This is a genomic window from Marinobacter halodurans, from assembly GCF_004327985.1.
Taxonomy (GTDB): domain Bacteria; phylum Pseudomonadota; class Gammaproteobacteria; order Pseudomonadales; family Oleiphilaceae; genus Marinobacter_A; species Marinobacter_A halodurans.
In genome coordinates this window covers 1-13325 of the sequence record NZ_SJDL01000021.1, presented here as the reverse complement: position 1 = coordinate 13325, position 13325 = coordinate 1, and the positions used below count along the sequence as shown (strand labels likewise).

The following is a 13325-nucleotide window of genomic DNA, read 5'->3' as shown; positions in this document are numbered from 1 at the left end:
GGGACCGGGGGGAGCATAATATCGGGAAGATAACTTCCCTTAAGCTTTCAGACACCACAGACAGTTATCCCGACGGAGATCAGTTACGAGATAACTGCGTATACCTTATCCAAATCATGCCACGCCGACAGTTGTACATTAGTCTTACGCATCGGCATTCCTGGCATTCGACAGCTTCGACTAAACTCTCCCGGTAACAACACCCCAACGCACCGCAGGAACCGCCATGCCCGCCGAAATCCGGGACTCACATCCGCAGAACACACGGGCTATCATGGCCTTCCTGCGCGAACACAACCCGTTTGCCAGCATGGACGAGGATCATCTGGCTCATTTTGCCGAACACTGCACGCTGCGTTTCTACGCCGACAACGATGTGGTGATTTCCCCGGACGACGGGCCGGTGACCACGTTCAATGTCGTCAAGCAGGGCCTGATCCGCGGTGAGCGGGAAGGCAAGGACGGCAGTGTGCAGACCACGTTCGAAATCAGCCAGGGCGAGTGCTTCCCGCTGGCTGCATTGATTGGTGAGCGCCCGACCCGGACCCTTCACCGGGCCGCCGGAGACACCTTCTGTCTCAGCCTGGATCATCAGGGTTTCGTCACGCTGTTTGCTGAAAGCGATCCGTTTCGTGATTTCTGTCTGCGCGGGGTCAGCAGTCTGCTGGATCAGGTGAACCAGCGCATCCAGTCCGGTGCCATGGCCTCGATCAGCCCCACCCACTCGCTGGACACGCCGCTGGACCGCTACGCCCTGCGCAACCCCATCATCTGCTCACCGGACACTCCCATCCGCAAGGCCGTGGCCCGGATGCACCAGAATGACGTGGGCAGCATTATCGTGACCAACGAAACCCGCCAGCCCGTGGGCATTTTCACCCTGCGCGACCTGCGCACCATGGTGGCTGAGGAAACCGCCTCCCTGGATGCGCCTGTCAGCCAGGTCATGACGCGGGAACCGATGACCCTGCCGGCGGACCGGGATGCGTTTTCCGCCGCCATGCTGATGGCCGAGCACCATTTCGCCCACCTGTGCCTGGTCGACGAGGAAGGCCGGCTGGCCGGCGTGGTCTCCCAGCGCGACCTTTTTTCCCTGCAACGGGTCGACCTGGTTCGCCTGGCACGCACCATCGCCACGGCATCACACCTGAGGACCCTCGTCAGCCTGCGCTCGGAAGTGTCGCGACTGGTCGACACCATGCTTGCCCATGGCGCCGATTCAGGGCAGATCGTCAAGATCATCACGACGTTGAATGACGTGACGGTGCGCCGTGTCCTCGAACTGAATATCCGGAAAAGCGATCCCGGTATCCCCTTTACCTGGTTGACCTTCGGCAGCGAGGGGCGCCAGGAACAGACGCTGCTGACGGACCAGGACAATGGCATCCTGTTCGACCCGCCGGACGGCATGAGCGAAAACGACGTGCGAAAGCGGCTGCTGCCATTCGCGGAGACCGCCAACAACGAACTGGCCGAATGCGGCTTCACGCTGTGCAGGGGCAACATCATGGCCAGCAACCCCAAACTGTGCCTGAGCAGCAGCGAATGGGACGACTGGTTTATTCGGTTTATCGATACCTCGACGCCCCAGAACCTGGTCTACTCTTCGATTTTTCTCGACATGCGCGCCGTGTTCGGTCCCGCCGCTCCACTGGAGGCACTCCAGAAAAAAATTGTGGGGCGCATCCAGAAAAACGCGCTGTTCCAGAAAATGCTGGCAGCCAATGCCGTGGAACGGCGCCCGCCACTGACCCTGTTCCGCGGCTTTCGCTACGCTCCCGATGGAGAGAAACACACCCTGGACCTCAAGCGCCAAGGTCTGGCCCCCTTTGTCGAGTCGGTTCGCGTGTTTGCCCTGGCCCATGGCATTACCGAATCCAACACGGTTGAACGCATGGAGAAACTGGCACAAAAGGGCGTTTTCGACCGCAAGGACGCCAACGCCTGGAAAGAGGCCTATGGACTGATCCAGGCCATCCGGATGCGTGCCCACCAGGAACAGGCCAGCCAGGACCAGCCCCTGCACAACTACGTCAATCCCGACGACCTTAATCCCCTGGACCGGCGGATCCTGCGGGAGTCGTTCCGTCAGGCCCAGAGACTCCAGCACAAGCTCGAGATCACCTATCAATTATGACGGCCCTGTTCGAACACCTCCGCCATTGGCTGTCACGGCGCCGACGCTCATCGGCCCGACACCCGAATACGGCGGATCTGCCCTCGCCCAGACGGCTGGACAGCACGGCGTTCGCCGACCAGCGGCTGATCGTCCTGGACCTGGAAACCACCGGCCTCAACCCCGCCCGGGACGAGGTGATCGCCATTGGCGCCGTCGCCATAGACCGGATGAGCATCCCTCTGGGTAATCAATTCGACCTGATCCTGCGGCGCCCGGAACTGGACATCCGCGAAACCGTCCTGATCCACGGGATCGGCCCGGAATCCCTCCAGCGCGGGCACGAAACGGAAGATGCCCTCCTGCGCCTACTGCAATGGATGAACGGCGATCCCATCCTGGCCTTTCACGCCGCCTTCGACCGCCGTTTCCTGGAGAAGGCCCTGAAAAAGCAGTTGGGCTACACCGCCAGCCATGCCTGGTTGGACGTTGCCGAGATCCTGCCTGCCCTGTTCCCCGACGCCACGGCGGGCAAAGGCCGGCTGGACGACTGGGTGGACCGGTTCGGACTGACGGTCAGTGAACGCCACCACGCGGCGGCCGATGCCATGGCCACGGCGGAGCTGGCACTGATCGCCCTGCGCTATGCCAGCCGGAAAAACATCCACTCCCTGGCCGACCTCGACGCTACCCTGCGGGTCGGGCGCCGCATCCAGCAGCTAAAAAACCATTGATATATGGGCACTTTTCCCGCCTCCCTTATCTGTTGGCAAAGCGACATATCACTTTCCAAAGATGTTTCAGCACTAACCATTGCATTCTTAGACTATTTGCCAATATCCAATACCCGGACTCCCGGTAGAGTCTGACTCTGGGTAAAGATGGAAAAAGAATGCGAACAAGTATTTCCGAGTGACCCGAGCGCCGTGCAGCACTTCACGAACCCCGATCCGAGGCGGTATTGATCCACGCCCCGGCCACATCCGGCCATGGAGCGGACAGCCGCCGACGATCATCTCGTCAGTCCCGCCGGTCTCGGACCAAACGCCTACCAATAAAGAGCCCATGTTCAATAAAAACAACATTGGAGAGCTGTTATGTCGCACGACCCTCAAAACGCTGTGGATTACTGGAAGGCCAACCTGCGCCTAATTGTCGGATGCCTGATCGTCTGGGCCTTCGTCTCATACGGCTGCGGGATACTCTTCCGTCCTCTTCTGGCCGGCATTCACGTCGGCGGAACGGATCTGGGATTCTGGTTTGCCCAACAGGGTTCCATTCTCTCATTCATCGTTCTGATCTTCTTCTATGCCTGGAGAATGAACGCGCTCGACCGTAAATTCGGCCTGCATGAGGAGTAAGCACGATGAGTCAATTTGCCATTAATATTCTGTTCGTGGGCGGCTCCTTCGCCCTCTATGTTGCCATTGCCATCTGGGCCAAGGCCGGAAGCACCAAGGACTTCTATGTGGCCGGTGGCGGCGTGCACCCGGTCACCAACGGTATGGCCATCGGCGCCGACTGGATGTCCGCGGCATCCTTCATCTCCATGGCGGGCCTGATTGCCGCCGGTGGTTACGCCAACTCCACCTTCCTGATGGGCTGGACCGGCGGCTACGTGCTGCTGGCTATGCTGCTGGCGCCCTACCTGCGCAAGTTCGGCAAGTTCACGGTGCCCGAGTTTATCGGTGACCGGTTCTACAGCAAGAACGCGCGCCTGGTCGCCGTGATCTGTCTGATTGTCGCCTCGGTGACCTACGTTATCGGCCAGATGGCCGGTGCCGGCGTGGCGTTCTCCCGCTTCCTGGAAGTGGACGCCACCATGGGTCTGATCATCGCCGCGGTGGTGGTCTTCGTCTACGCCGTACTCGGTGGCATGAAAGGCATCACCTACACCCAGGTGGCCCAGTACTGCGTGCTGATCGTCGCCTATACGATTCCGGCGGTGTTCATCTCCCTGCAGCTCACCGGCAACCCGATTCCGGCGCTGGGTCTGTTCTCGGATCACACGGCTTCAGGCATGCCGATCCTGGACAAGCTGAATCAGGTCATTACCGATCTGGGTTTCAATGAGTACACGGCAGACGTGGACAACAAACTGAACATGGTGCTGTTCACGCTGACACTGATGATCGGTACGGCCGGTCTGCCGCACGTCATCATCCGTTTCTTCACGGTACCCAAGGTGGCGGATGCCCGCTGGTCTGCCGGCTGGGCCCTGGTCTTTATCGCCCTGCTCTACCTGACGGCACCGGCTGTTGCCTCCATGGCGCGTCTGAACCTGATGACCACCATTTATCCGGAAGGCACCCAGTCGGCCCCCATCCAGTACGACGACCGTCCCAACTGGGTGAAGGAGTGGGAGACCACCGGTCTGATCCAGTATACCGACAAGAACGGCGACGGCCGGATCCAGCTCTACAACGACACCCCGGCTTTCAAGAGCGAGGCTGAAGCCCGCGGCTGGAACGGGAATGAGCTGGATGTCAACCGGGACATCCTGGTGCTGGCCAACCCGGAAATCGCCAACCTGCCGGGCTGGGTCGTTGGTCTGATTGCCGCCGGGGGGCTGGCAGCCGCCCTGTCCACAGCGGCGGGTCTGCTGCTGGCCATATCGTCGGCGGTCAGTCACGACCTGATCAAAGGGTCGATCAACCCGAACATCACCGAGAAGGGCGAATTGATGGCCGCGCGGATCTCCATGTCGGTCGCCATCGTCGTGGCCACCTACCTGGGGGCCAATCCGCCCGGCTTTGCCGCACAGGTGGTGGCATTGGCGTTCGGTATCGCTGCCGCTTCCCTGTTCCCGGCGCTGATGATGGGGATCTTCTCCAAGCGGGTGAACAACACCGGTGCCATTTCCGGCATGCTGGTGGGCCTGGCCTTCACGCTGGCTTACATCTTCGTGTACAAGGGCTGGCTGTTCATCCCCGGCACCAACAACCTGCCGGACACACCGGAGCACTGGGTACTGGGGATTTCCCCGCTGTCCGTCGGTGCCATTGGTGCGCTCTTCAACTTTGTCGTCGCCTTCGCGGTGTCCTCCGCAACCGAGGAACCTCCGCAGGAGATCCAGGATCTGGTCGAGAGCGTGCGCTACCCTCGTGGTGCCAGCAACGCGGTCGACCATTAATCCGAAATGTAGTTCAATGCAGCTAGCTGCATAACGACCACAAGCGGGCTTCCCTCCGGGGAAGCCCGTTTTATTTAAGGAATCCCGATGTTCTGGAATTTTGTTGCTACCGTGTTTGCGGGCCTCGGTGCTGCCGGTCTGGCCCTGGGTATTCGCGCCGCAACCCGACAGAAGGCACCACGCTGGTTGATTCCGGTATTTGCCGGTGCCGGCATGCTGGGTTACCTGGCCTACAACGAGTACACCTGGCACACCGTGATGCAATCACGCCTGCCAAAGGGCGCCGAGGTTGTGAGCGAAGAGACCCAGAGGGTCATCTGGCGCCCCTGGAGCCTGATCGTGCCGCAGGTTGCCCGTTTTACGGTGCTCGACACCAACAGCATCACCCGTATCTCGTCGGACCCCGATGTGGCGAGTTTCTATCTTTACCAGTTTGAGAGGACCTATACTGACTCGGTAAAAGAACAGGTCTACCTCCTGAACTGCACCTCTCAGGAACTGGTCCCCGTGGGCGACGATGGTAAGGCGAACACCAAGGCGCTCCGGCAATTGCCCGACAGCGACCCGCTGCTCGCTCGGGTATGCTCCTGACCAGTAGTCACCTGATCCGAACAAACTGACTGGAAGATGTTCCGCGGCAAAGGCTTTCTATGCTGAGTGTCTGGCTACTCGCCCTGATTTCCGTAACCTATATCTCACTGTTGTTCCTGGTGGCCTGGGCGGGCGACCGCCACCCCGGCCTTTACCAGCGGAAATTTGCCCGCACCCACATCTACGCCCTCTCCCTGGCGGTGTATTTTACCTCGTGGACGTTCTACGGTGCTGTCGGCCGGGCCAGCCAGGAGGGTTTCGGGTTCCTGCCGATATACCTGGGCCCCCTGCTGGTGTTCCTGCTCTGCTCGCCGTTGCTGCGACGCATCATCTATATCAGCAAGCGCAACAACAGCACGTCCATTGCGGACTTCGTCGCCTCCCGTTACGGCAAGTCACAGACCCTGGCCGCGCTGATCTCGGTGATCGCGCTGGTGGGCAGCATTCCCTATATCGCCCTGCAACTGAAAGCGATTGCCATGGGATTCAATGTACTGACCGAACCCGGCGGGTTGTTCCAGCCTTCCATCAGCGAAGCGGCATGGACCGACTCAGCCTGGTATATCACGCTGGCGCTGGCCATCTTTACGGTGCTTTTCGGTACCCGCCACCTGGAATCCACCGAACACCATCGGGGCATGATCCAGGCGATTGCCTTCGAGTCGGTGATCAAGCTGGTTGCCTTCGTCGCGGTGGGGCTGTTTGTCAGCTATGGGCTGTACGATGGTTTCGGTGACCTGTTCGAACGCATCCGCGATGCCAACCTGATGGGTACGCTCACCACCGACAACATCGAGCCGGTGGCATTCATTACCCAGACACTGGTGGCCATGCTGGCCATTATCTGCCTGCCCCGCCAGTTCCACGTCACGGTGGTCGAGAACACCGACCATCGCGACCTGAATACCGCCCGGTGGGCCATGCCGGCCTATCTGCTCATCGCCAGCGCCTTCGTGGTGCCGATTGCTGCCGGCGGGCTGCTGCTGCCCACCAGCGGGCAGACCAATCCGGACGTCATGATCCTGAGCCTGCCCATCCTGGCCGGGGAGCAGTGGCTTGCGGTACTGGCCTTCCTGGGCGGGGGATCAGCCGCCGCAGCGATGGTCATCGTGTGCTCGGTGGCCATCTCCACCATGGTGAGCAACGAAATCATCATGCCGGCGCTGCTCAAGTTCTTCCATCCACGCATGAGCCGGCGCGGGGACCTGAGCTACCTCCTGCTCAGTATTCGCCGGGTGGCGATTTTCGTGATCCTGCTGATCGCCTATGGGTTTTACCGGCTGGCCGGTGAGGATTACAGCCTGACCGCGTTCGGTCTGTTGTCGTTTGCGGCTGCGGCCCAGTTTGGCCCGGCACTCGTGGGCGGCATCATCTGGCGGCGGGGCAATCACACCGGGGCGGTATGGGGCCTGGCCGCGGGCTTCCTGATGTGGTGCTACACCCTGCTGATCCCGACGCTGACGTCGACCGGCTGGCTCGGCCATACCCTGATCGAGAACGGCATCCTGGGCATTGCCTGGACCCGTCCCACCGCCCTGTTCGGCCTGCAGATGGACGAAGTCAGCCACGGTATTATCTGGAGTCTCGGCTGCAACATGCTGATCTATATTGCCCTGTCCCTGGTGACTCGCCAACGGGTCCGGGAAAAGATCCAGATTGCGTCTTTCTTCCACGATCCCGAGCCCAGGGCCGACACACCTCAGCAGCAGGTCTGGGAGGGCGAGATCCTGATTTCCGACCTGCAGGCGGTTGCGGACCGTTTCATGGGCGAGGAGCGGGCCTATACCCTGTTCCGCAACTACGAGCGGCGGAACGCCATCCGGCTGTCACCGCACCGGCCGGCCAGTACGCACCTGATGAAGTATGTGGAACGCCAGTTGGCCTCCGTGATCGGGGCATCCACGGCCCGGGTCGTACTGGAGTCCACGCTCACCGGGCGTGACATGCAGATCGAGGATGTGGTCAGCATCGTCGACGAGGCCTCCCAGGCCATGACGTTCAGCCGGGAGTTGCTGCAGTCCGCCATCGAGAACATCAGCCTGGGCGTGGCCGTGGTCAATCACCAGCAGCAATTGGTGGTCTGGAACCAGCGCTACCTGGAAATGTTTACCTACCCACGCGGCTTCGTGCGCGCCGGCCGGCCATTCGCGGACCTGATCCGCTACAACATGGTGACCAACCTGCCCGCCCGCAAGGTGGACGAGCTGGTGGAATACCGGCTGCACTGCATGCGAGAGGGCCTGGCCTTCGGCGATGAGCAGCACCGACCGGACGGCACAGTGCTGCAGATCGAAGGCAGCCCGATTCCCGGCGGCGGGTATGTAACCACATTCCAGGACATCACTCCCATGCGCCGGACCGAGCAGGCGCTGAAGGAGACGAACATCTATCTGGAGCAGCGGGTCAAAGAACGGACCCAGGAACTGCAGGTGTTGAACGAGCAGCTCCTGACCGCCAAGTCCGTCGCCGAGCAGGCCAACGTCAGTAAAACCCGCTTCCTCGCCTCCGCCAGTCATGACCTGCTACAGCCGCTGAATGCAGCGCGCCTGTTCACTTCGGCGCTGGCCGGCAAGGCCTCGGGGACCGAGCTCAAGGAACTGGTGGATCACATCGACAGCTCGCTGGAAGCCGCCGAGGAGATCATCAGCACGCTGCTGGACATCTCCAAGCTGGATGCCGGTGCGCTGGAACCCAAGCGCTCCAGTTTCTCCGTCAACGAGCTGCTGCGCCACCTGTCGACAGAGTTCTCCGCCATCGCCCAGGAACAGAACCTGGCACTGCACATGGTGCCCTGCTCCGCCTGGATCCATTCCGACCTGCAACTGCTGCGCCGGGTCATCCAGAACTTCCTGTCCAATGCCATCCGCTACACGCCCACCGGCCGCATCCTCCTGGGTTGCCGGCGCCTGCAGGGCTACATCCGAATCGAAGTCTGGGATACCGGTCCCGGCATCCCCAGCGACAAGCTGAAACAGATCTTTGAAGAATTTCGCCGCCTGCAGCAGGCCAGTGACCAGAAAGGGCTTGGCCTGGGCCTGGCCATCGTCGACCGCATCAGCACCATGCTCGATCACCCGGTCAACGTACGCTCCCGACAGGGCCGCGGCAGCATGTTCAGCATCACGGTGCCGCGGGTGGAGCCGGTCGAAGTCAGTGCAACGGCCCAGACCTCGAAATCCTCGTCACGCGGTCTGTCCAACCTCAAGGGACTGTCGGTATTGTGCATCGACAACGACGAGAACATTCTCGATGGCATGATCGCACTGTTGAATAACTGGGGCTGCCAGGTCATTCCGGCCCGCAGCCTGGAGGAGGCTCGCGATAAGCTGGCCGGGGATCCGCCCGACATCATACTGGCCGACTACCAGTTGGACGACGACAGGAACGGCCTCGATGCCATGAATACCCTGCGCGCGGAACTGGGAGAGTCCATTCCCGGCATTCTGATCACCGGCTACATGGCCGAGGATGTCCGCAGCCGAACGCTGGAGCTGGGGTATCAGATCCTGTATAAACCCGTAAAACCAGCCGCCTTGCGAGCCATGGTGAACAAGCAGCTCAAGAAAGCCGCCCAGGGGGTCTGACCGTGCAATCTTCGACAACGACCTCGTCCAGCGCCCAACCGATCGACTACTCGAAACTGAGGGTTCTGATCGTGGACGATTTCGAAAATTTTCGCCTGTCCATGAGGCAGATGCTGCGCGGCATGGGTATCGGCCATATCGAGGCCTGTGCCAATGGCAACGCGGCCATCCAGAGCTGCACCTACGAGCAGTTCGATATCGTCCTGTGCGATTACAATCTGGGTGCCGGGAAGAACGGTCAACACATTCTCGAGGAGTTACGCCACCGCAAGCTGTTGCGACGTACGGCACTGTTCATCATGGTGACCGCGGAAACGTCCAAGGAGATGGTCATGGGAGCCCGGGAATACCAGCCGGACGGCTACCTCACCAAACCCATCAACCAGGCGTCCCTGAGCCAGCGACTTGGTGCCCTCCTGCAGCAGCGGGCCGTACTTTTGCCGATCAACCGGGAAATGGACCTGGACAACCTGCCCAAGGCGATTTCCCTGTGTACACAGATGCTGCCCCAACAGCCGCGCTATCGAACCTGGATTCTCAAGACGCTGTCAGACCTGTATTACCAGGTGGGCGATTACAGCCATGCGCGCAAGATCTGCGAGGATGTCCTGCAGTCCAGGGAACTTTCCTGGGCTCGCCTGGGGCTGGGGCGCATCCTGATCGCCGAGCAGCGTTATGCTGAGGCCATAGACGCCCTCCATACCCTGATCGAGAAACAGCCCGACATGGTCGAGGCCTACGATCACCTGGCGCGTGCCCAGTCACTGGCGGGCAAGCAGGGAACGGCACAACGCACGCTGGAACAGGCGGCCACCCTGTCGCCCAATGCCATTTTGCGGCAGAAGCAACTGGCCATGCTGGCCGGCAGCAACCAGGACATGGATACCGCCTGTGAGGCATGGCGCCGCACGGTCCAGTTGGGCCACTACAGCATTCACGACCACCCGGACCACTACCTGGGTCTGGGACGGTCACTCTGCGATCTCAGCGAGGATGACTCCAGTGATGAGGGCCGTGGCCGGGCCGACGAAGCGCTGCGGGCCCTCGCGCTCGTTCGCAAGCGATTCCCCGACTCGGCCGGGGTTCCGGAGGTGTCACGGCTGATCGAGGCCCGGGTTCACCAGGGCCAGAAACGCACGAGCGAAGCCAGTGCCATCATCAACAGCTTCCTGGAAAGCGAAGAAGGCAATGCCCCGGATACTGAGCTCGAACTGGCGCGTTCGCTGTTTGCAATGGATCGCCGGGATGAAGCCTGGCAGAGACTGATGGCGCTGTCCCAGCGCTGTGAAGGCAATGAAGCGGTACAGTCCGACATCGAAGCCTTACTGGATGAGCCGGTCAGTTTCCGCCAAAAACTGCAGGCCCGCCGTCTTACTCGCCAGGGTATCCAGGCCTTCGAGAATCGGGACCTCGATAACGCGGCGACCAGTTTCTCGGAAGCCCTGAAACTGGTGCCGGCCCACCCGGCCCTGAACCTTAACCTGATACAGGTCCGCCTCCGGCAGATCGACCAGGGAGCCGATCGGCAACCGTTGATCCGGGAGTGCCGACAGTGTCTGGCTCAATTGGAGAGCCTGCCCGAGCGACATAAGCAGTATCGTCGTTTCCAATCGCTCAAACGCAAAGTCGAGGGTCTGTCATGACTGATGCCGACCAACCCGATCAGGGCACCAAGCCGTCGCCGGATTTTGCCATGGTCATGGCCTCTGCCGTTCACGACATGAAGAACTCGCTGGGCATGCTGTTGCACTCGCTGGATGAGCTGCGGGATGAACTGTCGCCGGATGGGGCTCAATCGCCCCGTTTCAACACCCTGCGTTACGAGGCCGAACGGGTTCATTCAGACCTGGTCCAGCTACTTGGGCTTTACCGGCTGGACCAGTCGAATCTCTCGGCGCATGTCGAGGAACACTTCGTTCCCGACTACCTGGAAGCCCAACTCGCGCGCCATGTGCCACTCCTGGATGGTCGTGGCATCAGTTACGAGATAACCGCTGATCCAATCAGCGGCTTTTTCGACGCAGACCTCCTAAGCGGCGTGTTGAATGACACACTCAATAACGCCATCCGCTATACCGACAAACGCATTCGCATGGGCAGTCGGGAAGAGAATGGATACCTGGTCATCCAGGTGGCAGACGACGGCAAGGGGTACCCTGCCAGTATGTTGTCGACGTCCCCGGGAACATCCGCCCCTATCGACTTCGACAGCGGCAGCACGCGGCTGGGCCTCTACTTTGCGGATGCCGTTGCCCGCCTCCACCAGGAGGGGGAACGGACCGGTTTCGTTCGCCTGTTTAACGGCGGGCCTCTCGGCGGAGGCGTCTTCGAGATTCACCTGCCCTGAGGGCATCGACGGTGCTCACAGGAACCGGCACCAATTCCTTGCGCCGGGTGACATGACGGGATAACTTTTTCGAGAACTCCAGGCAAGCAGGCGCTCCTCCGGTGAATCCAGGCAAGGGTTAAAGCGTCTGAGGGCGACTACCAAGAAGGCCCAGGTGTGGTCGGAGTCATCAGTTCATAAGGAGAGAATTATGCCTCGCGGCCACGCGCTGATTATTGATGATTCGTCGACGGCACGGATCATCCTTGCCCGCATGCTTGAGAAAGGGGATTTCACGGCCCGGGGGGCAGCTTCCGCGGAAGAGGGCTTTAAAATGCTCCGTGCGGAGTCCTACGACCTGATCTTTCTGGATCACCTGCTGCCGGGCATGAATGGCTTCGATGCCCTGAAGATTCTCAAGGACGATCCCGACACCCGGAATATTCCGGTCTTCATGTACACCTCCCAGAATGCCGATAAATACCTGGAAGATGCGAAAGCCCTGGGCGCTGCAGGGGTGATCAGCAAGCAGGTGGATCGAGACCAACTTCTGGAGATGGTGGATTCCATCCTGGCCGGCCGCGATGACGATATTCCCGTACTTCCCCTACCCCGGGAGCCACTTAACGGCACCGAGGAGACGTCTGTCAACCGTCGCCTGACCGGCCGCCTGTCGACGCTTGAGATCGCCTACGAAGACTCCCACGACGAACTTCATCAACTGAGAACAACCGTCGCCACCCTTCAGGCACAGTTGGAGGAACGCGTTGATCGACGCTACCGTCGACTGCGCCTGCTTTGGTCGTTGACACTGGTGGGGCTGGTGGCCGTGACGGTGTATTTTTCCCTCGAATTGGCGCAGGTCAAACAGGTACTCAATAGCGTGAATGAGCAGTTCACTGTGATTCAGGACATTATTGCCCAGATAGTGGGAATTGATGGGCAGGGGCAGTAACCAGGTCACTTATGCCTTTTGGCTTTCAGTCATTGTGTTCCAGGCGGCCCCGGCGGTTCAGACTGTCGGGGCTTTTTCCTGGGTAAATGATGGTGATACGGCTGGTTCTGCGTGGCATCAGCCTGGGGATATGGGAGCAACGGAGAGCAACTTGGAGAGAGGGAGTGGGCGTGGTGGCGGTATGGTCTGATGGCACCGCTGTGCGCAAGCTGTAGTAGGTAGACGGTAGGTCTTCGGGGATAGGTCTGGAGAAGGTCGATAAGCCTGTTGGGGAGCTGTCTTCTTGCACATTGGCAATGGTTCGATGATTTGAAGCAAGGGGGTCATTAGTTTTCCAACCGCAGTCGTGATCTGCGGTCCACCGAGCGGGACTGGATACTGGCAGGAGCAGGCGGATTAGCCGGCATTGAAGCGTTTCGCCCCGGGCGGTGGAGAGGTTCTCTGCACACCCCGCAGGTCACTTTTGTGAGGCATCGAGTAGGAGGGGGAGTCACCTCCCCCGTCCTCTCACACCACCGGGCATACGGTTCCGTACCACGGCGGTTCATGATTGGCTCTGAAGCCGGTTTATCGTATCCAGCAAACTGACCAGAGACAGGCGGTCGAACACCTTCTTTGGC

General features: G+C 60.5%; 9 protein-coding genes. All 9 read left to right on the top strand.

Translation table 11 applies throughout. The annotated features are described in order from the left end of the window. Positions 1–226 precede the first annotated feature (226 nt). The 9 genes from EZI54_RS13545 to EZI54_RS13505 all read left to right on the top strand — a co-directional run bounded on the left by EZI54_RS13545 (position 227) and on the right by EZI54_RS13505 (position 12705). On the top strand, positions 227–2137 hold the full coding sequence (locus EZI54_RS13545; protein WP_131482425.1) for a putative nucleotidyltransferase substrate binding domain-containing protein: 1911 nt from the start codon (positions 227–229) through the stop codon (positions 2135–2137). Positions 2138–2142: 5 nt separating this feature from the next. After that, positions 2143–2850, top strand: coding sequence for a 3'-5' exonuclease (locus EZI54_RS13540; RefSeq protein ID WP_242674468.1), 708 nt, complete (start codon positions 2143–2145; stop codon positions 2848–2850). Between the two features lie 363 nt (positions 2851–3213). Further along, positions 3214–3477 (top strand): DUF4212 domain-containing protein, encoded by a 264-nt coding sequence (locus EZI54_RS13535; protein WP_131482423.1) that lies wholly within the window; start codon positions 3214–3216, stop codon positions 3475–3477. A gap of 5 nt (positions 3478–3482) precedes the next feature. Further along, positions 3483–5249: a sodium:solute symporter family protein gene (locus EZI54_RS13530; protein WP_131482422.1), complete on the top strand. Its 1767-nt coding sequence runs from the start codon at positions 3483–3485 to the stop codon at positions 5247–5249. Positions 5250–5336: 87 nt separating this feature from the next. Further along, entirely contained in the window at positions 5337–5840 is a 504-nt protein-coding gene (locus EZI54_RS13525) for a hypothetical protein (RefSeq protein ID WP_131482421.1), read from the top strand. Between the two features lie 59 nt (positions 5841–5899). Beyond that, positions 5900–9424, top strand: coding sequence for a hybrid sensor histidine kinase/response regulator (locus EZI54_RS13520; protein ID WP_131482420.1), 3525 nt, complete (start codon positions 5900–5902; stop codon positions 9422–9424). Positions 9425–9426: 2 nt separating this feature from the next. Next, positions 9427–11067: a tetratricopeptide repeat-containing response regulator gene (locus tag EZI54_RS13515; RefSeq protein ID WP_242674463.1), complete on the top strand. Its 1641-nt coding sequence runs from the start codon at positions 9427–9429 to the stop codon at positions 11065–11067. Further along, a complete protein-coding gene (locus EZI54_RS13510; protein WP_131482419.1) occupies positions 11064–11771 on the top strand; it encodes a sensor histidine kinase in 708 nt (235 codons plus the stop codon). Before EZI54_RS13515 ends, EZI54_RS13510 begins: the two co-directional genes overlap by 4 nt. A gap of 190 nt (positions 11772–11961) precedes the next feature. Further along, positions 11962–12705: a response regulator gene (locus EZI54_RS13505; protein WP_131482418.1), complete on the top strand. Its 744-nt coding sequence runs from the start codon at positions 11962–11964 to the stop codon at positions 12703–12705. Positions 12706–13325 lie beyond the last annotated feature (620 nt).

Coding starts and splice junctions, on each gene's coding strand:
- EZI54_RS13545 (WP_131482425.1), top strand. CDS start 227: ATGCCCGCCGAAATCCGGGACTCACATCCGCAGAACACACGGGCTATC.
- EZI54_RS13535 (WP_131482423.1), top strand. CDS start 3,214: ATGTCGCACGACCCTCAAAACGCTGTGGATTACTGGAAGGCCAACCTG.
- EZI54_RS13530 (WP_131482422.1), top strand. CDS start 3,483: ATGAGTCAATTTGCCATTAATATTCTGTTCGTGGGCGGCTCCTTCGCC.
- EZI54_RS13525 (WP_131482421.1), top strand. CDS start 5,337: ATGTTCTGGAATTTTGTTGCTACCGTGTTTGCGGGCCTCGGTGCTGCC.
- EZI54_RS13520 (WP_131482420.1), top strand. CDS start 5,900: ATGCTGAGTGTCTGGCTACTCGCCCTGATTTCCGTAACCTATATCTCA.
- EZI54_RS13510 (WP_131482419.1), top strand. CDS start 11,064: ATGACTGATGCCGACCAACCCGATCAGGGCACCAAGCCGTCGCCGGAT.
- EZI54_RS13505 (WP_131482418.1), top strand. CDS start 11,962: ATGCCTCGCGGCCACGCGCTGATTATTGATGATTCGTCGACGGCACGG.